Below are 25,808 nucleotides of genomic sequence, written 5' to 3' on the forward strand. Positions count from 1 at the left end.
GAACGATCAGAACAGGTACGATACCCGTCATCTTTCCAAGTCCTGTTTTCGGAGTTGCCCATGAGCGCCGTCAATCGCGCAGCGGTGGAAGCCGTCCTTCGCCAATACACCGACCCTTATCTGAACCAGGACCCGGTCAGCGCCGGGTGCGTGCGCAGCATCGACATCCAGGGTGATCGCGTCAGCGTCCAGCTGGAGCTGGGTTACGCCGCCGGTCTGTTCAAGAGCGGCTGGGCGCAGTTGCTGCAACTGGCCATCGAAGGCCTGGACGGCGTCGTCACCGCGCGCGTCGAGATCACCAGCGTGATCGCCGCGCACAAGGCTCAGGCACAGATTCCGGGGCTGGCCAACGTCAAGAACGTCGTGGCCGTGGCGTCCGGCAAGGGGGGTGTGGGCAAGTCCACCACGGCTGCCAACCTGGCCCTGGCGCTGGCCCGTGAAGGCGCCAAAGTCGGGATTCTCGACGCGGACATCTATGGCCCGAGTCAGGGCATCATGTTCGGTATCCCTGAAGGCACCCGACCACAGGTCAAGGATCAGAAGTGGTTCATTCCGATTGAATCCCATGGCGTCGAAGTGATGTCCATGGCCTTCCTGACCGATGACAACACGCCGATGGTCTGGCGCGGGCCGATGGTGTCCGGCGCCTTGCTGCAACTGGTCACGCAAACGGCCTGGGGCGACCTGGATTACCTGGTCATCGACATGCCCCCAGGCACCGGCGATATCCAGTTGACCCTGGCGCAGAAAGTCCCGGTGGCCGGTGCGGTAATTGTGACCACCCCACAGGATCTGGCATTGCTGGACGCGCGCAAGGGCGTGGAGATGTTCCGCAAGGTCAATATCCCAGTGCTGGGCGTGGTGGAAAACATGGCCGTGCACATCTGTTCCAACTGCGGGCATGCCGAGCATCTGTTCGGTGAGGGTGGTGGTGTGAAGCTGGCCAACCAGTACGGTGTCGAACTGTTGGCTTCGTTGCCGCTGTCGATGCTGATTCGCGAACAGGCCGATGGTGGCAAGCCAACGGTGATCGCCGAGCCGGACAGTCAGATTGCAATGGTTTACCAGGAACTGGCCCGCCATGTCGGCGCGCGGATTGTGTTGCAGGAAGCGGCAACGCCAGCGATGCCGAACATTACCGTCAGCGACGACTAATTCGCTGAAAAGATCGCAGCCTCGCTTCGCTCGACAGCCCCTACATGGATAGGCTTACACCTGTAGGAGCTGTCGAGCGAAGCGAGGCTGCGATCTTTTGATCTTGCTTTAAATCCGCAACCCGCCATCCAATTCCAAAATCCGACCGGTGTAGTAGTCGTTCTCGAATATGTAGGCCGCCGATTGGGCGATCTCTTCGGGTTTGCCCATGCGCTTGAGCGGAATCCCCGACGTCATTTTCTCCAGCGCTTCGGGCTTCATGCTCAGGGTCATCTCGGTTTCGATAAAGCCCGGCGCAATGCCCGCCACGCGAATGCCGTAGCGTGCCAGTTCCTTGGCCCAGGTCACGGTCGCCGCAGCGACACCGGCCTTGGCGGCGGAGTAGTTGGTCTGGCCAACGTTGCCGGCGCGCGAAATCGACGAGATATTGATGATCGCGCCGCTGTTGTTCAGCTCGACCATTTTTGCCGCGACTTCACGGGTGCACAGGAACACGCCGGTCAGATTGACGTCGATCACCGCCTGCCATTGGGCCAGGCTCATCTTGGTCATTTCGCCGTCCTTGACCTTCAGCAGCAGGCCATCGCGCAGAATGCCGGCGTTGTTGATCAGGCCATGAATCGCGCCGAAGTCGTCGGCCACCTGGGTGACCATGTGGGTCACCTGCTCTTCATCGGCGACGTTGCACAGGTAGGCGCGGGCCTCGACACCCTTGGCTTGGCAAGCCGCGACGGCGGCGTCGAGTTTTTCCTGGTTCAGGTCCACCAGCGCCAGTTTCGCGCCTCTCTCGGCTAAATACTCGGCCATGGAGCGACCTAAACCCTGGCAACCGCCGGTGATAATGATTACTTTGTCAGTGAGTTGCATTCGCATAGCCCCATAGCAGATCGGAGTGGTTTTCCTTCTAGAGGGTCTCTCGATCTGAGCCTGATATGGCCTGGCTGCACATGAGAACCGCCCCTGTGGCGTGCTGGAACTTTAACCCAGACGCCTGTCCGTTTTTTCGACGGAATCAATGTAAGGAGTCATAATTTGAGCGTTGTAGTGGCTAAGCATGCACGAGAATTGCTTCTCAAGGAATACCGTGGAGTGCTCTCGACGCACTCCAAAGCGATGCCCGGTTTTCCGTTTGGCTCTGTGGTTCCGTACTGTCTGGATGAACAGGGCCGGCCGCTGATCCTTATCAGCCGCATCGCCCAGCACACTCACAACCTGCAGAAAGATCCGAAATGTTCGCTGCTGGTGGGTGAGCGTGAAGCCGAAGACGTACAAGCCGTTGGTCGCCTGACTTACCTCGCCGAGGCAGAAAAGCTCCAGGACACCGCTGCCATCGAAGCGGCCGCCGAGCGTTACTACCGCTATTTCCCCGATTCGCAGAACTATCACAAGGCCCATGATTTCGATTTCTGGGTGCTCAACGAGGTGCGTCATCGCTACATCGGCGGTTTTGGCGCGATCCACTGGATCGAGCAGTTGACCCTCGCCAATCCGTTCGCCGGCAAGGCTGAAGTGAGCATGGTCGAGCACATGAATGCCGATCACGCCAAAGCGATCGCCCACTACGTCGAGCTGGCGGGTCTGCCGAAAACTGCACCGGCGCAATTGGCCGGTATCGACACCGAAGGCATGCACTTGCGCATCGGTCAGGGGCTCTACTGGCTGCCGTTTCAAACGCCTTGTAATACGCCGACACAAGTCCGGGAAGCCTTGGTTTTCCTGGCTCACGCCGAGCATTGGCCGAAAAATGAGGTGACCGACGCTTGAATTCACGAAACGGCGACGTCATCTAAGGAAGACTGGCAAGGCATTCTTGCGTTGAGGAACCATTTGATGCGCCCTTTTTTGTTGCTCTTTGTACTGTTCCCGGTGTTGGAGCTGTTCGTATTCGTCAAGGTCAGTGGGGCGATCGGGTTTTTCCCGGCCCTGCTGCTGATCATTCTCGGCTCGATGCTCGGCGTGTTCGTGCTGCGTATCGCCGGTCTGGCTACTGCGCTGCGCGCCCGTGAAAGCCTGAACCGCGGCGAGCTGCCGGCTCAGACCATGCTCGAAGGCCTGATGCTGGCCTTGGCGGGCGGCCTGTTGATCCTGCCGGGCTTCGTCACCGACGTGCTGGGTCTGATCATGTTGCTGCCGATCTCTCGTCGACTGTTGGCCAACAAAATGCGTCTGCGCGCCGAGGAGCAAGCGATGCGTCAGCGTGCATTCGCCGATGACCTGCAGCCACGGGGCGGTCCTGCTCCGCAGCAGCCACTGGGTCGTGAGCCCAATGTGATCGAAGGCGAGTTCGAACACCGCGATTCCAAGTAACACTTCCATCGACACGGCACCCTCGGGTGCCGTGTTCGTTTTCAGGGCATCAACGTAAAAAATTTTCGCCCTGCGCCCTTGAAATAAGCTTGTACGCCCTTATGTAACGGTCACCGCAAGGTTTCTGGCAATTGCGCCAGACAGACTTCCGCGGTTCGCTTGACGAACCGCACCCGGCGCCGCCGGATTTGTTAAACCCGCCGGGACTACACCGGCCGATGAAAACCACAATTAGGAGAGATCGACAATGAAGCTTCGTCCTCTGCATGACCGCGTCGTCGTCCGTCGCAGCGAAGAAGAAAAGAAAACCGCTGGCGGTATCGTCCTGCCAGGTTCGGCTGCTGAAAAGCCAAACCAGGGTGAAGTCCTCGCCGTAGGCCCAGGCAAAGCACTGGACAGCGGTGAAGTGCGTGCGCTGGCTGTGAAAGTGGGTGACAAGGTTGTGTTTGGCCCTTACTCCGGCAGCAACACTGTGAAAGTTGACGGCGAAGACCTGCTGGTTATTGGCGAAAGCGAAATCCTCGCTGTCATCGAAGGCTGATTCCCCGTTCATTTTCCCGCTACTACAAAGTATTTAAGGAATATCGATCATGGCTGCTAAAGAAGTTAAATTCGGCGATTCCGCCCGCAAGAAAATGCTCGCCGGTGTCAACGTCCTGGCTGACGCAGTAAAAGCGACCCTGGGCCCTAAAGGCCGTAACGTGATCATCGAGAAGAGCTTCGGCGCTCCGACCATCACCAAGGACGGCGTTTCCGTTGCCAAAGAAATCGAGCTGAAAGATCGCTTCGAAAACATGGGCGCGCAGCTGGTCAAAGACGTTGCCTCCCGTGCCAACGATGACGCAGGCGACGGCACCACCACCGCTACCGTCCTGGCTCAATCGATCGTCAACGAAGGCCTGAAAGCCGTCGCTGCCGGCATGAACCCGATGGACCTGAAGCGCGGTATCGACAAAGCGACCATCGCCATTGTCAAAGAGCTGAAAGCCCTGTCCAAGCCTTGCGCTGACACCAAGGCGATCGCTCAGGTCGGCACCATCTCGGCCAACTCCGACAACTCCATCGGCGACATCATTGCCGAAGCCATGGAAAAAGTCGGTAAAGAAGGCGTGATCACCGTTGAAGAAGGCTCGGGCCTGGAAAACGAACTGTCGGTTGTTGAAGGCATGCAGTTCGACCGTGGCTACCTGTCCCCGTACTTCGTCAACAAGCCAGAGACCATGACTGCCGAGCTCGACGGTCCGCTGATCCTGCTGGTCGACAAAAAGATCTCCAACATCCGCGAAATGCTGCCAGTACTGGAAGCCGTTGCCAAAGCCGGCCGTCCACTGCTGATCGTGGCCGAAGACGTTGAAGGCGAAGCCCTGGCGACTCTGGTTGTGAACAACATGCGTGGCATCGTTAAAGTCGCAGCCGTCAAGGCTCCAGGCTTCGGCGACCGTCGCAAGGCCATGCTGCAGGACATCGCTGTTCTGACCGGCGGTACCGTGATCTCCGAAGAGATCGGTCTGAGCCTGGAAAGCACTACCCTGGAACACCTGGGTAATGCCAAGCGCGTGATCCTGTCCAAAGAAAACACCACCGTGATCGACGGTGCCGGCGTTGAGGCTGACATCCAGGCTCGCGTTCTGCAGATCCGTCAGCAAGTGGCTGATACTTCGTCCGACTACGACCGTGAAAAACTGCAAGAGCGTCTGGCCAAACTGTCCGGCGGCGTTGCAGTGATCAAGGTTGGCGCGGGTTCCGAAGTTGAAATGAAAGAGAAGAAAGCCCGCGTTGAAGACGCCCTGCACGCTACCCGTGCAGCCGTTGAAGAAGGCGTGGTACCTGGCGGCGGCGTGGCACTGGTTCGCGCTCTGCAGGCTATCTCCGAGCTGAAAGGCGACAACGATGACCAGAACGTTGGCATCCAGTTGCTGCGTCGCGCTGTTGAAGCGCCACTGCGCCAGATCGTTGCCAACTCCGGCGACGAGCCAAGCGTAGTCGTCGACAAGGTCAAGCAGGGTTCGGGTAACTACGGTTACAACGCTGCGACCGGCGAATACGGCGACATGATCGAAATGGGTATCCTGGACCCGGCTAAAGTGACTCGTTCGGCTCTGCAAGCGGCTTCGTCGATTGCCAGCTTGATGATCACCACCGAAGCCATGATCGCCGAGATCAAGGACGACGCTCCAGCTGGCGGCGGCATGCCAGACATGGGCGGTATGGGCGGCATGGGCGGCATGATGTAAGCCAGCCTTACCCCGTACGAAAAAACCCCGCCTGCGAAAGCAGACGGGGTTTTTTATTGCCTGTCAGAAAGTTGTGTTGTGCATGAGGGCCCCTTCGCGGGCAAGCCTCGCTCCTACGAGTTCAGCGTGATCCCTTGTAGGAGCGAGCGGTGCGGCGATCCGACTTGCCCGCGAAGGCGTCAGCTCAGACGCTGACAGGTTCCGCGCTGGCTACTCGCTCAGCCTTGGACGCCGGTCGATAAAGAATGTAGTAATACACCCCCAAACAAATCAGCCAGCAGAAAATCGCCGTCCACACGTTGTGCGAGAAGAAGTGCGCGCCCTGCATCATCCGGCTGATGGAAAACACCGAGCCCAACGCGAAGGCGAAGACAAACGCCTTGCGCGCCAGACGCGGGCGACGATCGCGCAGGACGAAAAACAGCGCAAACAACGTGAAGCCAGTCGCCGCATGCCCACCGGGCCAGCAGCGCCCCGGCTTATCGGTGTGCGGGCGCGGGCTGAGCAGTTCGCTGTAGGTTTCGTGCCCGCCGAATTGCTCCAGGCTCCATGGGCATTGCACCGCCGTCACCGCTTTGACCGGGGTGACGAACGATGTTGCCAGTGCCAGAGACAACACCAGGCAACCCAGTTCACGTTTGAACGGTTTGAGCCTTTCCATGAAAAAGGAGCCGATGAAGCCCAGGATGGCGGACATCGAAAAGGCGATGACCACTTGCTTGGCCCGGTCATGCAGGATGTCTTCCAGGAAGTAACTGTGCCGTCCGATGAACTCGCCAGCGATCGGGTCATAGAACTGCTTGGCAAGGTCCATGTCCAGGGACGTCAGTTCGAGCAACAGCAGGGTGATCGCCGCAATGGCGGGCACTCCCAGGCACAGCCAGGCATTCAGTGGCCTGGACGCGGAGCGGGCGGCGGTCGAAACCATGGCAATTCCTTGGTGAGTGAAATGTTCTGAAGGGCGCAACCGCGGGGAGTCTGAACACGCCTCTCTCGTCAGCCTGTGAATCGATGGTGAAAAAGTCGTTAAGGCCATCTCAGGTTTTTTTTGTCGGATTTACCCCCGCACGCCACCCTATCCCTGAGCCACACTTGGCCTTAAGCTGCGCGCCAAGACAGCCGTTACTGTGTACGGAGGAGGTGCCGATGCGAATTCTATTGGTTGAAGACAACCGCGATATCCTGGCCAATCTGGCCGATTATCTTGGGCTCAAGGGTTACACCGTGGATTGCGCGCAGGACGGTCTGTCGGGGCTGCACCTGGCGGCCACCGAGCACTACGACTTGATCGTGCTCGACATCATGCTGCCTGGCATCGACGGTTACACCCTGTGCAAACGCCTGCGCGAAGATGCCCGCCGCGACACGCCGGTAATCATGCTCACCGCGCGCGATCAACTGGACGACCGTTTGCAAGGCTTCAAGTCTGGTGCCGACGATTACCTGATCAAGCCCTTTGCCCTGTCCGAACTGGCCGCGCGGATCGAGGCGGTCATGCGCCGTGCCCAAGGGGGAGGTCGCCGTGCCTTGCAAGTCGGTGATCTGAGCTACGACCTCGATACTCTGGAAGTGACGCGCGAAGGTCGTCTGCTGAAACTCAACCCGGTGGGCCTGAAGTTGCTGGCCGTGTTAATGCAGAAAAGCCCGCACGTGCTGCGCCGTGAAATTCTCGAAGAGGCCCTGTGGGGCGATGACTGCCCGGACAGCGATAGCCTGCGCAGCCACATTCATCAACTGCGTCAGGTGATCGACAAACCATTCGACAAACCCTTGCTGCACACGGTGCACGGCGTCGGTTATCGCTTGGCCGAGGGCCGTGATGGAGTTTAAGCAAAGTCTTGCTCAGCGGATCATCATCGCCTTTGCGTTGATGAGCGCACTGGTGGCGGGAGCCTTCGCCATGGGCATTGTGGCGACCGTGCACCTGGTGGAAGAAAAACTGATTTCGGCGGGTCTGGGCGGCGATTTGCAACGCCTGTTGCTGATGGATAGCGTGTCGGACTGGAGCCACCGCCCTGAGCCGGACCAGCTGTTCTATTTCAGCGGCGGGCCGGGCGACTTCGATTTGCCCAAGGATTTGCGGCACCTGGACTCGGGCTTTCATGAAATCTTTCGCGAGCAGCTGTCGTATCACGCAATGGTCGAAATCGTCGACGGTCGGCGCTACGTGCTGTTGCAGGACCAGAGCGATTTCGAAGAGCGTGAACGGGTGCTGTTTGCCGTGGTGCTGGTAGGTTTCGTCCTGAGCCTGGCATTGGCGGTATTTCTTGGCTGGGTGCTGGCGCGTAAGGTCATGGCGCCGGTGGTGCGATTGGCCCGTCAGGTGCGTCATCGCGATCAGTTACTGGGCCTGGCGCCGCCGCTGGCGCCGGACTATGCCGCCGATGAAGTGGGCGAGCTGGCCGTGGCCTTCGATGCCACCCTCGGGCGTTTACGTCAGGCATTGACCCGTGAGCGATTGTTCACCAGTGATGTCAGCCACGAGCTGCGCACGCCGTTGATGGTGTTGGCCAGTTCCTGCGAGCTGTTGCTGGAAAACCCCGGCATCGATCAGCGCGGCCGTGCCCAGGTCGAGCGAATCGCCCGTGCGTGTGCCGAGATGCGCGAGCTGGTGCAAACTTTCCTTATGTTGGCGCGTGCTCAACACGAAGATGCCAGCATGGCTCCCCAGCAGACCCTGAGCCAAGTGGCCGACGGGCTACTCTCTCAATGGCGCGAGCCGATCGAAGCCAAGGGTCTGACGCTGAACTTTGAGCCGGGCAATCCGCCGGACACCCGCTATAACGCGACCCTTCTGCATGCGGTGATGGGCAACCTGTTGCGCAATGCGCTGCATTACACCGAGCGCGGCTACATCCGCCTCGCCCTGACGGATACAGGGTTCGTGGTCGAGGACAGTGGTGTAGGCATTCCCGAGGAAAAGCGCGAGGCGATGTTCGAGCCTTTCGTGCGCGGCAACGAAAAACGCGGCGAGGGCCTGGGGTTGGGGCTGTCGCTGGTGCAGCGGATTTGCGAGAACCAGGGCTGGAGTGTCAGCCTGACGAACATGGAACCCAATGGCTGCCGTTTTCAGGTGGAGTTCAATCAGGAATAGCGGTGCGCGGGCTTTTAATGAATTCGGCTCTGTAAAACCCTGAAATAATTCCGGGGTTTACATGACATTTTTTTCACAAACGCACGACCTGACGCTGACACGGTGCTACCTAGAGTAGTGGTCATCAGAAGCTCAGGAGACTGCAGTGATGGCTGGCCCGATCAAGCTCAAATTTTCCGAAAAGTATGACGATCAACACGCCCAGAAATATTTGCGCAAGCATCAAGAGGGTCTCAGTCGCCGACTGTCCCACTGGCGTGACGAGCAACTGGCGCGAAAAGCGCTGACGCTGGCCGGCGAGCCTGGGCTGGTCCTCGATTTGCCGTGCGGCGCGGGGCGTTTCTGGCCGCTGCTCGCGGAAAAACACAACCGTGTCATCATCGGGGCCGACAACTCGGAGTCCATGTTGAAGACAGCCATGCAGGCGCAACCCGCCGACGTGGTAAAACGGGTACAACCCTTGCAGACTTCTGCATTCGACATTGCCTTGCCCGATAACGCCGTCGACAGCATTTTCTGCATGCGCTTGTTCCATCACATCGGTGAAGCCGAGCATCGACTGGCCATCCTGCGCGAATTCCAGCGTGTCACCCGCGACAGCGTGATCCTTTCGTTGTGGGTGGACGGCAATTTCAAAGCCTGGAGACGCAAACGCCTTGAGCAGACGCGGGAGCAGGGAAGTTACCAAAATCGATTTGTGTTACCGGCTGCGACGGTCGAACAGGAGTTCGAGCAGGCGGGTTTCCGAATTCAGGAGCGACTTGATTTTTTACCACTCTATGCGATGTGGCGGGTGTACGTATTACGCAAGAGGTAACAGGATGGCAGTTGCTCCCCGGGACCGGTTCGACTACTTCTGGAACCTGCGCGGCAAATGGGTAGAAGAACCCAACGTCCGTCGTGGTGGAGAAAGTGGCGTGCAGCGCGTTATGGGCAGTGATGGACAGCTGCTCTACACCAAGCGTCAAACCGGGCATACCTATCGCAGCGGGTTGCACCCGTTCGGTCGGCCGACGATATTGCGCGAGCGTGATGCGCTCATCGGTTTGCGCCGGCTCGACGTTCGTGTTCCTGAAATCGTTTTTTGCGAGGCACAGCGCGATCCCGTGAATAATAAATGGCGCGCATTACTGGTTACCAAGTCCCTGGATGGCTTCGAGGAAATCAAACACTGGTACGCAGGGGGTGGTCGCGAGCGTTACGGTGAGGCGGTGCATGATCGTGTATTGAAGGATCTGGCAGACAATCTGGCCCGCATGCACAAGGGCCGTTGGCAGCACAGCTGTCTCTATATAAAGCACGTATTCGTGCGGGTCACCGGCGAAGGCGAGTCAGCCAAGGTCGAAATTGCCTTGATCGATCTGGAGAAATGTCGGAAGCGTTTGACCGACCGTCAAGCAGCGGTCCATGACCTGAAACAACTGCGTCGCCACTCGTCGTTCAGCGATACAGACTGGAAAAAACTCGTCTATTTTTATGAGACGGCGTTTGGCAGCGCTATCAAAGGCTTATAACAATGAAACTCGAAATTGCACGAGGTTTGTTTTTAGCCGGAGCCTTGGCAGTTGCTTCATTGGCGGTGGCGGCATGGGAGCAGCCCCGCACGCAAGTCCTCAGCTCCGTGCACGGTGACGCGCATTGTCCGTTGCCCCGGGTTGCCAAAGCACCCGTGGCCACTCAACCCGATCATGACTTGTTACTGTTCATGTTCGGACTTTCTCAAGGACTGAGGCCACAAAGTTGAACAGATTGAAGCCCAAAGAAAAGGCCTCGCATATGCGAGGCCTTTTCTTTTCACTTGGCTCACCATCGATCGTTCCCACGCTCTGCGTGGGAATGCCACTACGGACGCTCCGCGTTCGGCTTTTGATGGGACGCGGAGCGTCCCGGGCTGCATTCCCACGCAGAGCGTGGGAACGATCAAAGGCTACATAGAATCTCCCACAGGTTTATGGGTGTTTTTCAGCTTTGTCGGGCTTGGCCAGCAACGTATAGATGCACGGCAACACGAACAAGGTGAACAGCGTTCCGATCGACATCCCCGTCGCGATCACTGTGCCGATGTCGAATCGGCTGACGGCACCCGCGCCCGTAGCGATGATCAACGGCACCATGCCGAACACCATCGCCGCCGTGGTCATCAATACCGGACGCAGGCGAATGGCCGCCGCTTCCTCCACCGCTTCGCGAGGCGACAGCCCCTTCTCCTTGCGTAGCTGGTTGGCGAATTCGACGATCAGGATCCCGTGCTTGCTGATCAGCCCGATCAACGTCACCAATCCCACTTGGGTATAAATGTTCATGCTCGACCAGCCGAGGAACAATGGGATCAACGCGCCACAGATCGACAGTGGCACCGTCACCAGTATCACCAGTGGATCGCGGAAACTTTCGAACTGGGCCGCCAGCACCAGGAAGATGATCGCCAGCGCCAGGGCAAAGGTGACCCACAGCGCGCTACCTTCCTGGACGTATTGTCGTGACGCACCGGCATAGTCGACGGCATAACCCGCCGGCGCTTCTTCCCGAGCGATCTGGCGCACGGTGTCGATGGCCTCACCCATGCTGACCAGCGGGACCCCGGAAAGTATCGCCGAATTGAGTTGCTGGAACTGATTCAACTGGCGCGGTCGCGCCCGGTCGGTCACGGTGATCAGGGTCGACAGGGGCAGCAATTCGCCCTTGGTGTTCTTGACGTAATAATGGTTCAGCCAGTCGGGGTTATCCCGGAAGGGCCGTTCCACCTGCGCGATGACTTTATAACTGCGACCTTCGATGGTGAAACGGTTGATCTCCGCTTCACCCAGCAACGTTGCGAGGGTGCCGCCCAGGTCCTGCATCGACACACCCATCTGTGCAGCCTTGGCGCGATCGATATCCACCACGACTTCGGGTTTGTCGAAGGCCAGGTCGACGTCGACGAAAGCGAACTTGCCGGACTCCATCGCTCTTTTTTTCACCCGGTCCATCACGTCCAACAATGACTCATAGGTGTTGGCCGAGTTGATCACGAATTGAAACGGCAAGCCTTCACCGGTGCCCGGAAGGGATGGCAGGTTGAAACCGAAGATCTGCAACCCGGGAATGCTCTCCAGTTTGCTCTGTACCTCGGGCAGTATCTGCATTTGGGTCCGGTCGCGTTCGTTCCAGGGCTTGAGCAGGAAGCCGCCGATCCCCGATTGCACGCCATTGAAACCGTTGATTTGGAACGAGGAGTAGTACTCGGGGAACTCCTTGAAAATCGTGAGGAACTCGTCGGTATAGGTGTTCAGGTAATCGAGGTTGGCCGTCTGCGGGGCATTCGCCATCATGAAGATGACGCCCTGATCCTCGTCCGGCGCCAGTTCCGACTTGGTGAACTTAAGCAACACCGGAATCAGACACAGCACAATGACCGCGAACACCAGCACCACCGGCCGGGTATTGAGGGTGCCGTGAAGCACGCTCTGGTAGCGGCGCTTGAGGCCTTCGAAGATCACATCCAGGCGATGGGCCAGGCCAGTGGGGTTTTCATCGTGGCGCAGCAGCAGGGCGCACATCATTGGCGACAGCGTCAGCGCAACGATGCCGGAGATCACCACTGCCCCGGCCAGGGTCAGGGCGAATTCCTTGAACAGCGCCCCCGTCAGGCCGGTCAGGAAACCGATCGGCGCATAGACCGCCGCCAGGGTGATGGTCATCGACACCACGGGCATGGCGATTTCCCGGGCACCCTCGATAGCCGCATCGAGCGGCGTCTTGCCTTCTTCGATGTGCCGATGGATGTTTTCCACCACCACGATGGCATCGTCCACCACCAGCCCGATGGCCAATACCATCGCCAGCAAGGTCAGCAGGTTGATCGAGTAACCCATCATCTGCATGAAAAACATCACGCCGATCATCGACAGCGGAATAGTGACCACCGGGATCACCACCGAGCGCAGGGCGCCGAGGAACAGGAACACCACCACGATCACGATCAGCACCGCTTCGAACAGGGTTTTCACCACTTCGTCGATGGAGGCCTGGATGAACAGCGTGGCGTCGTAGGCGATTTCACCTTTCAGGTTCGGCGGCAGCTGGGCTTCCAGCTCCGGCATGATCTTGCGCACTTCCCGGATCACGTCCAGCGGGTTGGCGCCGGGCGTGGCCTTGATGCCGATGTACACCGAGGGCGTGCCGCCGAAAGAGCTGATGGTGTTGTAGTTCTCCGCGCCCATCTCGACCCGCGCCACGTCCCGCAGCAGTACGCGACTGTCGCCCTCTACCTTGAGCGGGATCGCACCAAAGGCTTCGGCAGATTTGAGCTCGGTATTGGCGTTGATGCTGGTGACCACATACTCGCCTTTCACTTCGCCGGCGGCAGAGAGAAAGTTGTATTGGCGCACGGCGTCGGTCACGTCGCTGGCACTCAGACCGAAACCGGCGAGTTTCACCGGGTCCAGCCACAAGCGCATGGCAAACACCTGGTTACCGAGAATCTCGGCTTCGGCCATGCCCGGCAAGGTCGCGAGTTTCGGCTGGATGACCCGTGACAGGTAATCGGTGATCTGTGGATTGCTCAGCTCGTCGCTGAAGAAACTGATGTACATCAGCGCCGAAGCGTCCGCGGCTTCCTTGCTCAGCACCGGGTCTTCGGCGTCCTGGGGCAGCTGGTTCTTGACCTCGTTGGCCTTGGCCAGCAGCTCGGTGAACAAGCGGTCGCTGTTGGCGCCGATGCGCGCGTAGATCGAGATCACCGAGAAGTTCTGGCGACTGACCGATGTCATGTAGTCGATGCCTTCGGCGCTGGCCAGACTCTGCTGCATCGGTTGGGTGATGTATCCCTGGATGGTTTCGGCGTTGGCTCCGGGGTAAGAGGTGGTCACCGTGATCAGGGCGTTTTCCATTTGCGGGTATTGGCGCAGCGGCAATTTGCTCCAGGCCTGGAAACCCAGCAGCACAATCAACAGGCTGACCACGGTGGCGAGCACCGGGCGGCGGATGAACGGGTCGGTAAAAGCCATGGGGGTTCCTTGATCAGTCAGCGCGCGGCTGACTGCTCTTCTCGGCTAGGGTCTTGTCGTCGCTGATGGCAATGTGCGCGCCGTGGTCCAGTTTGATCTGGCCCCCCGTGACCACTTTTTCGCCGTTCTGCACGCCTTTGGTGATCATGACCATTCCATCGCGGCGCTCGCCGGTTTCAACGAAACGCCGCTCGGCGATCAGAATCGGCTCGCCCTTGTCGTCTTTTTCGAGGCTGCCGTCTTCGGCCTTTTTCTGCCCGACGACGTACAGCGAATTACCATAAAGGGTGTAGGTGATCGCGCTTTCCGGCACAACGATGTGCGGCTGCGGATCGGGCAACATCACCTGCAGGCTGGCGAACATGCCCGGCAGCAGCTTGCCATCGGGGTTGGCCAGGGTCGCGCGCACCAGCACGTTGCGGGTGCTGCTCTCGACTTTCGGGTTGATCGCACTGATGACCCCGGGGAAATTCTGCGTCGGGTAGGCCGAGACGATCACCTGTACCGGCTGGCCGAGGGCGATTTTCGGCACCGATTGTTCGGGCACAAAGAAGTCGACGTAGAGGCTGCTGAGGTCTTGCAGGGTGGCGATCATCGTGCCGCTGGCCACGTAGTCGCCGACGTCTACCTGACGAATGCCGATGGTCCCGCTGAACGGGGCGAGGATGCGTTTTCTTTCCAGTGCCGCCTTGAGCTGATTGACCGTGGCCCGGCTCTTTTGCAACACCGCTGAGAGTCGGTCGAACTCACCTTTGGAAATAGCCTGACTGCCCACCAATTGGCTGCCGCGACCGTAATCCAGTTGCGCCAGTCCCAGGTCGGCTTGAGCAGTTGCCAGCAAGGCGGTTTCCACGGCGGTGTCGAGTTGCAGGATTGGCTGACCGGCCTTGACCTTCTGCCCAGACTCGAACTGCACTTCCTTGACGGTGCCGGCGATCTCCAGACTCAGGTCGACCCCTTGCAGGGCCGTGAGAGTGCCGACCGTTGGTAAACGGCTTTGCCACGGACGTTCGGTGGCGGTGGCCACGGCGACATTTATCGGCGGTTTCGGCGCGGAGAAGCCCTGCATCATCATGTAGATGGAGAAGGCTTTGTAACCGGCCAGGACCAGCACGATTAGCAGAACAACACCCAACATGATCAGCATGCGGCGGCGCAGCATATTTCCATTTCCTTGGAGAAAATCAGATGAGACAGGCGGGAACATTACTCCGAGTGTGAGGGGGATTCCAGCTGCTACAAAGGACCGTGTTTAGATCAAGTGAAGATGGTTGTCCCAGAGCCCCGCAGGCAATTCCAGAGGTTCTGCGACAAGGGTTGTCTGGCGGCAATCGTAGTACCGGCATCGTCCTTGACCGGAGGTCACGACAAAACCATCGGCCACGGCCCCGACGCCGGCGCAATCGGGAAGGGGCGCATCCAGGCGTACTTCAGCGCTGTCCAGGTCCCAGATAAAAAAGCGGTTACCTCGCGGCGCGGTCAGGGCGACCAGACGCAATTCACTGTGTACGGCAACGCTGGCGGTGTAATGCCCCATGGCCTGCAATTGATGCTCGGGCACCGGGAACGCCACGAACGGTTGGCCGGGACGCTTGATCGCCAGCAGCTCCGATGACTCGTGGGCAGCGCCCATGAACTGCTGACCGGCAACGATAGTGCCATCGCTGGCGACGCCCAAGTGCCGCACGCTGTTCATCTGCTGGGCCAGTGTTTCCTTGCTCAACAACGTGCCGTCGCGCTGCATCAACACCAGGCTCGGCTCCATCGCGTTGAGGTTCATCTCGACCCGGCTTTCGGCCTCGGTGCGAATGCCGCCGTTGGCGACAATCAGCGTCTCGCCATCGGGCATCCACGACACCTGATGCGGACCGACACCGTGGGTGGAAATTTCTCCACTGTGCATCAGGCGCTCACCTTCGAACTTATACACGCCGAGCAGGCCGCGACCCGGATCGGAGGTGTCGTTCTCTGTGGCGTACAACCAGTCGCCGCTCTGGTGAATCACTGCGTGACCGTAGAAGTGCCGGTTCGGCTGCGACACCACGGTTTGCAGCAGCGTGCCGTCGCGCAGGTCGATCAGGTAACTCTCGGTACCCGGACGCCGAGCGACGAACAGCGCTATAGGCAGCGTCGGATGGTTGATGATGTCGTGGCAACGCTGGCCGACCTGGGTGGCAAACACCCGGGTACCATCCAGCCGATAACCGACGGCGAAGTGCTTGCCATCACCGTCGTCCCGCGCCGAGAGCAGCAGCGGGCTTTTGTCCTTTTGCTTGAACAGCGTCCAGCCGCCCAGTGTCACCGCACCCAGCAGCAAACTCCCTAACGTCAGAGCCTGGCGTCGCAGCATGGCACTAGCCCTCATCAGTCACCGTCGTTGGCGTTAAAGCCCAGTTGAATGCCCAGCGCCTTGGCCAGCTCGCCTTCGTGCAAGCGATGGACGACGTTGAGGCTGTCGTAGATCGCGTTGAGCTGCTGGCGCCCGGCATCGTCGGTGAGCATGTCGGTCAGCGAGCGCTGGTTGCTGGCGAACAGTTTCAGGGACGCTGCGTAGGCTGCGTCGATCTTGTCGGCCAAGGGTTTCTGCTCGTTCGACAACAGACCACGCAGGCCTTTATTGTCGACACCTACCCAAACGGTTTGCGCCGCGCTCAGGCTTGCTTGCAGGCCTTGCAGCGACGATTGGCTGCGCCAGGCATCGGCCTGGAATGGCTGTGGCGTGCCCTTGCTCTGACGACCCATCGGTGTGCCGAGTTTTTTCTTCAAGGAGTCCAGTGCCGTCACTTGCACGCGCAGCAGATCGGCGATCGCTTCGTGGGAGTCGGCGTAGCGCTGGTTCGGAAATTTACTCAGCTGCGCGAGCATGCCGTCGTTGGTGTTCCAGCGCGACAGGATCTCTTCGGCCAGTTGCTTCTGGCGTTCGCCAATGGCGGCCAGCAGCGGGCAATATTTGGCTTTCTGCGCGCTGTCGGCCATGTCGATCTTGCTGTCGAACAGGATGTATTCATAGGCCGAGAGCCCCTGAACCACAACGCTGGACTTGGCCAGGGCAGCAGCATCGATCTGCGGTTGCGCGGTCACCAGTTGCTCGACCTGACGGCCCACGAGGTTTTTCTTGTCCGGCCAGAACTGCACCTGCCACGAACGGTTGCCCTCGGCCAACGGCCCGATCAGCAGCGGTTGCAACTCGGCCCAGGCTTTCTGCGCGTGCAGGAAGTCGGCGCGGGCGGTTTCGAGGTTTTCCTTGCCTTGGCAGAACGCCAGGGCGCTGACCGCCAATTGACGGTCGGCTTCGACCCAGCGGCTGTAGGTCGGCAGGATTACTTGCTTGGCGATGGCCGCCGACGTGACCGCTTGCGGATCCTGGGGCGAACAGGCGCCCAGGGCGAGGGCGGCCAGGCTGGTGAACAACAATTTGGGACGGAACATGTCGGGCTCCCGCTGAAGGAATACGTATTAAAGGGAATTCAAAAACGCCAGCAACGCCGCGCGCTGCTCGGCATTGAAAGACAAAACCTGTTGCTGCGCCGCCTGCGCCTCGCCGCCATGCCAGAGCACGGCTTCGAGCAAGTTACGGGCGCGGCCGTCATGCAAAAATTGGGTGTGGCCACTGACCGCTTGTGTCAGGCCGATGCCCCACAACGGCGGGGTGCGCCAGTCGCGGCCGCTGGCCTGGAATTCGCTGCGGTTGTCGGCCAGGCCGTCGCCCATGTCATGCAGCAGCAGGTCGCTGTAAGGGCGAATCACTTGATTGGCCAACTCAGGTTCAGCGGCGTTAGTGGCGGTGGTGTATTGAGGCGTGTGACAGGACTGGCATCCCGCCTGGAAAAACAAATTCTTGCCGGCCAGCACTTGCGGCGCGCCGACATCGCGACGGGCCGGCACCGCGAGGTTGCGGCTGTAGAACAACACCAGACGCAGAATGTTATCGCTGACTTCCGGCTCGCCATCCGGGCCATTGCCATCGGGCGCCTGCTTGCACGCGGTTTGCGCGTCGGTGCAGTCATCAACGGGTCTCAGGCTGGTCGTGAGGCCCATGTCACCAGAGAACGCGTGAACGTTTTGTTGATTGAGATTCGGTTGCCCGGCCTTCCAGCCAAATCGTCCGAGGACGGTTTTCTGCTGCGCATCGTCCCAGACCCGGTTCGGCCGTCCGGCGATGCCGTTTTTCTCCCGGGCCTGGGCCTCGGCGTTAGCCAGGATGGCTTCGTCGGGGATCGCTTCAAGCAAGCCCAGGCCAATCATCGGCGGTGCGATGCGCGCCGAGAAACGCGTGTCGGGGTGCATCGGGCCGTAGCCGAGTTGAGTGATCTGCAGGGTCGGCTTACGCAACTCGATTTCGCTGCCGTCCTTGAAACGCACCGGGACCGGCGTGTAGTCGACGCGCACCTTGCCTTCCGGGACGACGCCGGGCACCGACATGTCCTGGAACTGCCCGCCGTAGACCGGCTCCGGAACCACGCCCAGTTGTTCGATGGCCCTGGCATAGGCCGGTGCATCGGGGATCGACAGGCGCACCAGCATTGATACCGCATTCGGCGCATCGGGTGCGGGCGGGTGACCGCGCCCGTCCTTGATGTGGCAGTTCTGACAGGCGTTGGTATTGAACAACGGGCCAAGGCCATCACGGGCAGTGGTGGTCGACGGGGCAATCACCCAAGGGTTGCGAAAGAAACTGTTGCCGACGCTGAAATCGACGCGCCGTGACGGCGGCAGATTGGCGGACGGCAGGGAGAATGAGTTCTGATCAGTCTTGCGCACCGTCGCACTGCCAGCGGAGCGGGCTTCACCGGGTTCGGCCTGGGTAAAACGCGGGGCGTCATCGCAGGCACTCAGGCCCAGGGCCAGCAACAGTGCGGACAAGCGAAGAGGCAGCGAGGGCATCAGACATCCTGCAAGACGAGCAAAACAAGGGCGCAAAGTCTAACAGGGCAGGGGAGTTTGAATAAGAGGAATTATCGTTTGGTTGATTTGAGGCAGGTTTTTCGCTGGAAACCGAGGCGCGGCCATCGCGGGTAAACCACGCTCCCACAGATTGGCCACAGTCACCTGTAGGAGCGAAGCTTGCTCGCGAAAGCGGTGTGTCAGTCACCTACCACGTTGAAGGTGACGCCGCCTTCGCGGGCAAGCCTCGCTCCTACAGCCAGCGTTGATCAGAACTCGTGATCAGCGTTGTCCGGGTTCAGGTCGCTGATGCCCAGTTTGCCGGCGGCTGCTTCGATCGAACCGGTCTGCTTGACCAGCGAGGCGATGGCATCGCGCACGATCTGGTTGCCAGCAGTGTTACCCGCAGCGATCAGTTGGTCGTAGTGCTCACCCTTGTTGGCGTGATCGACGATGACCTGCATCTTGGCTTCGGTCGCAGCCAGGTCGGCTTTCAGCGCGGTGTCGGCCGCCGAGTCGGCTTTGGCCACCAGGGACGACAGGCTCGCACCGGTCATTTTGCTGCCGTCTACGCGGGTGTATTCGCCCAGGTACACGTTACGCACGCCTTTGGCATCGTAGAACTGCGAGTTGTGGGTGTTGTCGCTGAAGCAGTCGTGTTCGTCTTCCGGGGAGTTGGCTTCCAGGGAAACCTTCATGCGCTCGCCCGCCAGTTCGCCCAAGGACAGGCTGCCCATGCCGAACAGCATTTTGCGCAGGCCGGTTTCAGCCGGTTCCGCTTCCAGGGTGGCGCGGTAGTTGTCGGCCACGTTCGGCTTCCAGTTACCGACCATTTCTTGCAGATCGTTGACCAGCAATTGGGTCACGGATTTCAGGTAAGCGCGACGACGATCGTTGTGACCGCCGGTAGCGCCTTTGCCTTCCAGGAAGTCGGAAGCCGGACGGTTGCCGGCGCCAGGGCCGGTGCCGTTCAGGTCTTGGCCCCAGAGCAGGAATTCGATGGCGTGGTAGCCGGTGGCGACATTGGCCTCGGAACCGCCCAGCTCGTTCAGGCTGGCGAGTTTTTCCGGGGTGATGTCTTTCACGTCGACCTTGTCTTCACCGACCTGAACCTGGGTGTTGGCGATGATGTTGGCGGTGGCGCCCGGGTTACCCAGTGCGTGTTCGTAGGATTTGTCGACGTAGTCGATCAGGCCTTCGTCCAGTGGCCAGGCGTTCACCTGACCTTCCCAGTCGTCGATGATGGTGTTGCCGAAGCGGAACACTTCGCTCTGCAGGTAAGGTACGCGGGCCGCGACCCAGGCAGCCTTGGCGGCTTTCAGCGTATCGGCGTTCGGCTTGGCCAGGAACGCGTCGACGGCGGTTTGCAGGGTTTTTGCAGTGGATTCGGCGTCGCTGTAAACGGCGAAGACGATGTCGGCGTAGTGCGCAACCACAGCCTTGGCGGCGGCTTCATCGATTTTACCAGTAGCAGCAGGCGCAGCCGGGGCAGCGGTGCTGGCGGCCGGGGTCGGCGCTTGTGGAGCGGCAGCCTTGTCTTTACCTTCGCCGCAACCGGCGAGGGAAATAGCGATGGCCAGCAGACTGGCGGTGGCCAGAGGCATACGAATCATGGCGAACATCCTGCTTCGGTGATTGATGGACGCGCGTGGAGGGCGCGCAAAACTGCGACATAATGCAAATCTTTCGCATTATGTGTAAAGGGTTGTGCTTGTAAATATTTCTTATTCGCGCGGGAGTTGTGTCGTAGATCAAAAGATCGCAGCCTCGTTTCACTCGACAGCTCCTACACGAGTGATACGAGGCTGCGATCTTTTGATCTTCTACAAAATAACTGCGTTACTGCGCTGCGCCTGTTTGAGATAGGCGCTCAATTCCCGTGCCGGCAGCGGTTTGCTGTAATAGTAGCCCTGACCTTCATGGCAGCCTTCGGAGATGATGTAGGCCTCTTGCTCGGCGGTTTCCACGCCCTCGGCAATCACTTGCATGCCCAAGCTCTTGCCCAGCTGGATGATGGCCCGAACGATGGTCGCATCGTCATCGTCATCGAGCAGGTCCTGAACGAAGCTCTTGTCGATCTTGATCTTGTCCAGCGGCAGGCTTTTCAAATAGCTCAGTGATGAATAACCGGTGCCGAAGTCGTCGATGGCGATCAGCGCGCCGGAGCGACGCAGGCTCAACAAGTGCTGGGCTGCGGTGCTGATGTCTTCCATCAGGCCGGTTTCGGTGACTTCCAGCTCCAGGCTGCGCGGTGGCAGGCGATACATCTGCAGCAAGTTATTGACCACCCGCGGCAACTCGGCGTGGTGCAATTGCACGGTGGACAGGTTCACCGCCATGCGCAGGTCGAAACCCTGATCGTGCCATTCGCGCAATTGTTTGCAGGCCTGATCCAGCACCCACTCGCCGATGGCGATGATGGTGCCGTTCTGCTCGGCCAGTGGGATGAACAGGTCTGGCGGTACCAGCCCGTGTTCGGGATGCTGCCAGCGAATCAAGGCCTCGACGCCCACCACGCAATGATCGCGGTAGCTGATCTGCGGCTGATAAACGAGGTAGAACTGATCGCGGATCAAGGCATCGCGCAGGTCTTTCTCCAGCTCGCGACGCCGCCGCATCTCGGTATCGACGCTGGCGATATAGAACTGATAGCGGTTGCGCGAGCGCGTTTTGGCCAGGGTCATGGTCTGCTCGGCTTTTTGCAGCAACTTCTCGGTGCTGTCACCGTCCTCGGGGAACAGGGTGATGCCAATGGTGGCGCGCAGGCGAATTTCCTGATGATCGAGGGCGAACGCCGCTTCCAGATCATCGAGAATGCTTTGGGCCAGTTCGGCCGCTTCATAGGGTTGTTCGATATCAGCCTGGACCAGTGCAAACTGGTCGCCCCCCAAACGGGCGAGGGCGCCAAGGCGACCGCTGTGAGCCCGCAGGCGATCGGCCAGGGCCAGCAGCAATTGGTCGCCGGTCTGATAACTGAACTGTTCGTTGATGCCTTTGAAGTCATCGAGCCCGACACACAGCACCGCGACCCGACGCTGCAATTTACCGGCATCGATGAGAATTTTGTCCAGTTGTAGCTGCAATTGCTGGCGGTTCGGCAAACCGGTGAGGAAGTCGTACTGGGCCATGCGCAGCAGGCTGTTTTCCGCTTCGTGGCGCAGATGAGTGTTGCGCTCGATGGATTCGAGCAACTGATTGGCGGTGTTGATCCAGACGCCCAACTCATTTTTTTCATGACCCTTGAGCTGCGGAATCTTGTGGGCGCTGGGTCGGTCCGGGTTGATTTCAGTCAGGTGTTCGATAATCCGCGACAACGGTTTCGTCAGCAGCCAGTGATAGACCAGATACAGCACCAGGGCCATGGCCAGGGCGCGCAATACGCCAGAGATGAAGATGATCACCGAACTGACGATGAAACCCTGGCCATAGGTAGCGGTGTCGAGCGTGATGCTCAGGTCGCCGTAGTACTCGCTGTAAGGGCCGCGGCCTACCAGTTGGGTGGTGAACGTGCGCTCCTTACCGAGGATCAGGTCGGTCAGCCAGCGACTGTGGGAGTGCTGCAGCTCGCGAGATTTTTGCGCGAGCATGGCTTCGTGGGGGTGGCCGATGGAGGCCATGCGTACGGCGTCGTCCTGAAACAGGCCTTCGATCACCTGCATACCCATTTCCCGGTCCAGGCTGTAGACGGCCTGGGTCGAGGGGTCACGGAACATATCGAGGATGCGCTGAGCATCGTTGGCCACGGCCTGGCGTGTTTTATAGGCATCGAAAACGATCTGCGCGCAGCTCAAGACCACGCCGACGATCAATGCCGACAGGAGCACGACCCGGAGCAACTTCACCGACAAGCTGTTCTTGAGTTCCAGCTTCAAAGGGTTATTCCTTGTTCCGTGCGGTAGCATCAAGTTGCCGTGAGTATTGGCAATCCCGTGATGTCAGTCAAAGAGACAATCAAGCCTAGGGGTTTTGCCTGTAGCTTGGCGGATATGCTGTTGTTTGGAGTATTTGCCCTATTAACACTGTGTCGGTTGTTGGGGCCCTCAACTTGAGGGGATCGGGACAATTTTTCCTTGTAGTTGATGTTAGACGGCTGTGATGTGGGGGCAAGAGGGCGAACGCCACTCGCGTTGTGGGAAAACGCCCTAATTTTTAATGGACGCCTCCCAATTCAATTATGAAAGGGTATGGACCGCGTTATCGTTCTTCGCGGGCAAGCCTTTATGCCAGTCAGTTAAGCGAAATTCCTGTAGGAGCTCCCTCCTACAGGGATGTACCCATTTCCCCAGCCCATAAAAAAACCCGGCAAAAGCCGGGTTTCTTGACTGGCGCGAAGCTTAAGCAGTGAAGGTTTTGCCTTCGAACTGCTCAGCCACGAATTTCCAGTTGACCAGGTTCCAGAACGCTTCGACGTACTTCGGACGAAGGTTGCGGTAGTCGATGTAGTAAGCGTGTTCCCAGACGTCGCAGGTCAGCAGCGGGGTGTCGCCGCTGGTCAGCGGGTTGCCGGCGCCGATGGTGCTGGCCAGGGCCAGGGAACCGTCAGCTTTTTTCACCAGCCAGCCCCAACCGGAACCGAAGGTGCCGATGGAGGTTTTGCTGAACTCTTCCTTGAACTTGTCGAACGAACCGAACGCTGCGTTGATGGCATCAGCCAGCGCGCCGGTTGGTTGACCGCCAGCGTTTGGCGCCAGGCAGTTCCAATAGAAAGTGTGGTTCCAGACCTGAGCGGCGTTGTTGAAGATACCGCCCGAGGAAGTCTTGACGATTTCTTCCAGGGTCTTGCCTTCGAACTCGGTGCCTGGCACCAGGTTGTTCAGGTTCACGACGTAGGTGTTGTGGTGCTTGTCGTGGTGGTATTGCAGAGTTTCCTCTGAAATGTGCGGCTGCAGGGCATCGTGTGCGTAAGGCAGCGGCGGCAATTCGAAAGCCATGATGATTCTCCTAATCAGGTCAGTTGCGGTGAGCGCAAGGCCGATCACGGGCGGCCAGACATGCGCCGGGGAGTTTGTACTCTTTGCGGCGCAGGGATCGGATCATAGCACCGGGGGTGCGGCATAACCACGCAACAACTGTGTGGAATAGAGGTTCCAGAGCCTTTTGGAATAATCAGCCAGCCGCGATTAATTGAAAGGCCACAGCGAACATCATGACGGCGACCAACAGATCGAGGATTCGCCAGGTGCTTGGCCGTGCCAGCCATGGTGCGAGCCATGCCGCACCAAGGGCTAAAGTGAAAAACCACAACAATGACGCACTGGCCGCGCCCACGACATAAGCACCGGGTTCGGTTTGTTGTGCGCCGAGGGAGCCGATCAGCAACACGGTGTCCAGATAAACGTGCGGGTTGAGCAGCGTCACCGCCAATGCACTGAGCAGCACCGCCCGCAGTGAACGTACCGTCTGATTTTCACCCTGTTGCAGACTTTGTTTCGTGCAGGCCCGACGCAGCGCCAGGCTGCCATACCAGATCAAAAACGCCGCGCCACCCCAACGGGCGATGGCCAGCAGGGTCGGGTTTTGCGCCAGCACCGTCGCCAGGCCGAATACCCCGGCGGCCACCAGCAACGCATCGCAGGTGACGCAGAGCGCCGCCACCGGCAGGTGATGTTCACGCCGAAGGCTCTGCGCCAGCACAAACGCATTCTGGGTGCCGATCGCCATGATCAGCCCCGCGGCCACCAACAGGCCGTTCACATAGCTTTGCCACATACGTTTTACTCCGCGTTGGACGCCAGATCCCGCAGTACCTGCAGGGCGCGTTCGGCATCGGCCTGGCCGACGAACAAATGGTCGTGGTAATAGCCGGCGATTACGTTGCAACTGATGCCGGCCTGGCCCAATGCCGTGGCGAACGCGGCGGTCAGGCCGACGGCTTCGAGGGCCGAGTGCACGTTCAAGGTGATCCATGCGGCGACGTAGTCGAAGCTGAAACCGGCTTTCTCAGCGTGGGAACGTTGCAGAATCACCGTCAGACCTTCCCGCTCGCGAAAACTGCCAACAATCTCAAGGCCCTGGGGCAACTTGCCGTCGCGCAACGTACAGAACACGTATTCGCCGTCGTTGAGTTGCGGGCGCATGCTGCGCAGCAGGGTTGCCAATGACGTTTCGCCAGCCATGTCGGTGATCCTTGTTCAAGAGTTCTTGCTGGCCATTCTCCGGTTGAAGGCTGTATAAGAAAAACCAATAGTACTGATCGCCCATTAGGAAAACTGATGTTCGACTACAAATTACTTTCCGCGCTCGCCGCTGTAATCGAGCAGGCCGGATTCGAACGCGCCGCGCAGGTGTTGGGGTTGTCCCAATCGGCCATCTCCCAGCGCATCAAACTGCTGGAGGCGCGGGTCGGCCAACCGGTGTTGGTACGGGTCACTCCCCCGGCGCCGACGGAGATTGGCCGGCGATTGCTTAACCATGTGCAGCAAGTGCGATTGCTTGAACGTGATTTGCAAACTCTGGTGCCGGCGCTGGACGAAGAAGGCCTGCCGGAACGCCTGCGTATCGCGCTGAATGCCGACAGTCTTGCCACGTGGTGGGCCGAGGCGGTGGGGGACTTTTGCGCGGAACAACATCTGTTGCTCGACTTGGTGGTAGAAGATCAGACCGTCGGCCTCAAACGCATGCGCGCAGGCGAAGTGGCGGGGTGTGTCTGCGCCAGTGAACGGCCGGTGGCCGGCGCGCGCAGCGTTCTGTTGGGGGCGATGCGCTACCGTGCGATGGCGAGCCCGGCGTTCATTGCACGGCATTTTCCCGATGGTGTGCGCGCCGATCAGTTGGCCAAAACCCCGGCCCTGGTGTTTGGCCCGGACGATTTCCTACAGCATCGTTACCTCGCATCCCTCGGTGTGGACGGCGGTTTTGAACACCATTTATGCCCATCGTCCGAAGGGTTTCTTCGTCTCACGGAAGCAGGGCTTGGCTGGGGCCTGGTGCCTGAATTGCAGGTGCGCGAGCAACTTGAGCGCGGAATCCTGCAGGAGCTTTTGCCAGATAAGCCGATCGATGTGCCGCTGTACTGGCATCATTGGCGCAATGGCGGTCAGCTGTTGGGGTTACTCACCGATCAATTGGTGCGCTCGTCGAAGCAATGGCTGGTGCCGTTGGACTGACGGGCAGCGTCAAGACCTCACGCCCTACGCAATATGCAAA

At 59.4% G+C, this 25,808-nt stretch carries 23 protein-coding genes; 11 read left to right on the plus strand and 12 right to left on the minus strand.

Features of this window, described 5'->3' with window-relative positions; genetic code table 11:
• Positions 1-60 precede the first annotated feature (60 nt).
• Complete coding sequence (apbC, locus tag CKW20_RS01550) at positions 61-1,155, plus strand: iron-sulfur cluster carrier protein ApbC (protein WP_019581546.1); 1,095 nt, start codon at positions 61-63, stop codon at positions 1,153-1,155.
• A 108-nt stretch (positions 1,156-1,263) separates the two neighbouring features.
• On the opposite strand, the gene CKW20_RS01555 is transcribed toward apbC, so the two are convergent.
• Positions 1,264-2,022, minus strand: coding sequence for an SDR family oxidoreductase (locus CKW20_RS01555; RefSeq protein ID WP_095051361.1), 759 nt, complete (start codon positions 2,020-2,022; stop codon positions 1,264-1,266).
• A 165-nt stretch (positions 2,023-2,187) separates the two neighbouring features.
• Here CKW20_RS01555 and CKW20_RS01560 point away from each other — a divergent pair, with 165 nt between their 5' ends.
• From CKW20_RS01560 to groL, 4 genes are all read left to right on the plus strand, one after another.
• Positions 2,188-2,919 (plus strand): HugZ family protein, encoded by a 732-nt coding sequence (locus tag CKW20_RS01560; RefSeq protein ID WP_095051362.1) that lies wholly within the window; start codon positions 2,188-2,190, stop codon positions 2,917-2,919.
• 66 nt (positions 2,920-2,985) lie between these two features.
• Complete coding sequence (locus tag CKW20_RS01565; RefSeq protein WP_038981886.1) at positions 2,986-3,462, plus strand: FxsA family protein; 477 nt, start codon at positions 2,986-2,988, stop codon at positions 3,460-3,462.
• 247 nt (positions 3,463-3,709) lie between these two features.
• Positions 3,710-4,003, plus strand: coding sequence for a co-chaperone GroES (locus tag CKW20_RS01570; protein WP_030128183.1), 294 nt, complete (start codon positions 3,710-3,712; stop codon positions 4,001-4,003).
• 49 nt (positions 4,004-4,052) lie between these two features.
• On the plus strand, positions 4,053-5,696 hold the full coding sequence (groL, locus tag CKW20_RS01575) for a chaperonin GroEL (protein WP_027922861.1): 1,644 nt from the start codon (positions 4,053-4,055) through the stop codon (positions 5,694-5,696).
• A 184-nt stretch (positions 5,697-5,880) separates the two neighbouring features.
• Here groL and CKW20_RS01580 read toward each other — a convergent pair whose 3' ends face one another.
• On the minus strand, positions 5,881-6,624 hold the full coding sequence (locus CKW20_RS01580; RefSeq protein ID WP_095051363.1) for a phosphatase PAP2 family protein: 744 nt from the start codon (positions 6,622-6,624) through the stop codon (positions 5,881-5,883).
• A 218-nt stretch (positions 6,625-6,842) separates the two neighbouring features.
• Between CKW20_RS01580 and colR the strand changes: the two genes are divergently transcribed.
• The 5 genes from colR (at position 6,843) to CKW20_RS01605 (ending at position 10,534) form a co-directional block, all read left to right on the plus strand.
• Complete coding sequence (gene colR, locus CKW20_RS01585; RefSeq protein WP_095051364.1) at positions 6,843-7,526, plus strand: two-component system response regulator ColR; 684 nt, start codon at positions 6,843-6,845, stop codon at positions 7,524-7,526.
• Positions 7,516-8,790: a HAMP domain-containing sensor histidine kinase gene (locus CKW20_RS01590; protein WP_095051365.1), complete on the plus strand. Its 1,275-nt coding sequence runs from the start codon at positions 7,516-7,518 to the stop codon at positions 8,788-8,790. The genes colR and CKW20_RS01590 overlap by 11 nt, the downstream gene beginning before the upstream one ends.
• Positions 8,791-8,938: 148 nt before the next feature.
• On the plus strand, positions 8,939-9,607 hold the full coding sequence (locus tag CKW20_RS01595; protein ID WP_095051366.1) for a class I SAM-dependent methyltransferase: 669 nt from the start codon (positions 8,939-8,941) through the stop codon (positions 9,605-9,607).
• Between the two features lie 4 nt (positions 9,608-9,611).
• On the plus strand, positions 9,612-10,304 hold the full coding sequence (locus CKW20_RS01600; RefSeq protein WP_095051367.1) for a lipopolysaccharide kinase InaA family protein: 693 nt from the start codon (positions 9,612-9,614) through the stop codon (positions 10,302-10,304).
• 2 nt (positions 10,305-10,306) lie between these two features.
• The gene (locus CKW20_RS01605) at positions 10,307-10,534 is read left to right on the plus strand and encodes a hypothetical protein (RefSeq protein WP_026331876.1); all 228 of its coding nucleotides are present in this window, start codon (positions 10,307-10,309) and stop codon (positions 10,532-10,534) included.
• Between the two features lie 205 nt (positions 10,535-10,739).
• Here the strand turns inward: CKW20_RS01605 and CKW20_RS01610 are convergent, their stop codons facing one another.
• The 10 genes from CKW20_RS01610 to CKW20_RS01655 form a co-directional block, all read right to left on the minus strand.
• Entirely contained in the window at positions 10,740-13,778 is a 3,039-nt protein-coding gene (locus CKW20_RS01610; RefSeq protein ID WP_095051368.1) for a multidrug efflux RND transporter permease subunit, read from the minus strand.
• Between the two features lie 13 nt (positions 13,779-13,791).
• Positions 13,792-14,940 carry an efflux RND transporter periplasmic adaptor subunit gene (locus CKW20_RS01615; RefSeq protein WP_095051369.1) on the minus strand — a complete coding sequence of 383 codons (1,149 nt, stop codon included), beginning with the start codon at positions 14,938-14,940 and terminating at the stop codon, positions 13,792-13,794.
• A 90-nt stretch (positions 14,941-15,030) separates the two neighbouring features.
• Positions 15,031-16,128 (minus strand): DUF1513 domain-containing protein, encoded by a 1,098-nt coding sequence (locus tag CKW20_RS01620; protein ID WP_095051370.1) that lies wholly within the window; start codon positions 16,126-16,128, stop codon positions 15,031-15,033.
• A 14-nt stretch (positions 16,129-16,142) separates the two neighbouring features.
• Positions 16,143-17,207, minus strand: a complete 1,065-nt coding sequence (locus CKW20_RS01625) for an imelysin family protein (RefSeq protein ID WP_095051371.1) — start codon at positions 17,205-17,207, stop codon at positions 16,143-16,145.
• A gap of 27 nt (positions 17,208-17,234) precedes the next feature.
• Positions 17,235-18,662: a di-heme oxidoredictase family protein gene (locus tag CKW20_RS01630; protein WP_095051372.1), complete on the minus strand. Its 1,428-nt coding sequence runs from the start codon at positions 18,660-18,662 to the stop codon at positions 17,235-17,237.
• Between the two features lie 269 nt (positions 18,663-18,931).
• The gene (locus CKW20_RS01635) at positions 18,932-20,275 is read right to left on the minus strand and encodes an imelysin family protein (RefSeq protein ID WP_095051373.1); all 1,344 of its coding nucleotides are present in this window, start codon (positions 20,273-20,275) and stop codon (positions 18,932-18,934) included.
• A 210-nt stretch (positions 20,276-20,485) separates the two neighbouring features.
• Positions 20,486-22,564, minus strand: a complete 2,079-nt coding sequence (locus CKW20_RS01640; RefSeq protein ID WP_371857386.1) for a putative bifunctional diguanylate cyclase/phosphodiesterase — start codon at positions 22,562-22,564, stop codon at positions 20,486-20,488.
• Positions 22,565-22,996: 432 nt separating this feature from the next.
• Positions 22,997-23,593, minus strand: a complete 597-nt coding sequence (locus tag CKW20_RS01645; protein ID WP_007898423.1) for a superoxide dismutase — start codon at positions 23,591-23,593, stop codon at positions 22,997-22,999.
• Between the two features lie 175 nt (positions 23,594-23,768).
• Positions 23,769-24,371, minus strand: coding sequence for a LysE/ArgO family amino acid transporter (locus CKW20_RS01650; RefSeq protein WP_095051375.1), 603 nt, complete (start codon positions 24,369-24,371; stop codon positions 23,769-23,771).
• A gap of 5 nt (positions 24,372-24,376) precedes the next feature.
• Complete coding sequence (locus CKW20_RS01655; protein ID WP_095051376.1) at positions 24,377-24,778, minus strand: ACT domain-containing protein; 402 nt, start codon at positions 24,776-24,778, stop codon at positions 24,377-24,379.
• Between the two features lie 96 nt (positions 24,779-24,874).
• Here CKW20_RS01655 and CKW20_RS01660 point away from each other — a divergent pair, with 96 nt between their 5' ends.
• The gene (locus tag CKW20_RS01660) at positions 24,875-25,768 is read left to right on the plus strand and encodes a LysR family transcriptional regulator ArgP (RefSeq protein ID WP_095051377.1); all 894 of its coding nucleotides are present in this window, start codon (positions 24,875-24,877) and stop codon (positions 25,766-25,768) included.
• Positions 25,769-25,808 lie beyond the last annotated feature (40 nt).

The organism is Pseudomonas sp. Irchel s3b2 (assembly GCF_900187445.1).
In the GTDB taxonomy this organism is placed as follows: Bacteria; Pseudomonadota; Gammaproteobacteria; order Pseudomonadales; family Pseudomonadaceae; genus Aquipseudomonas.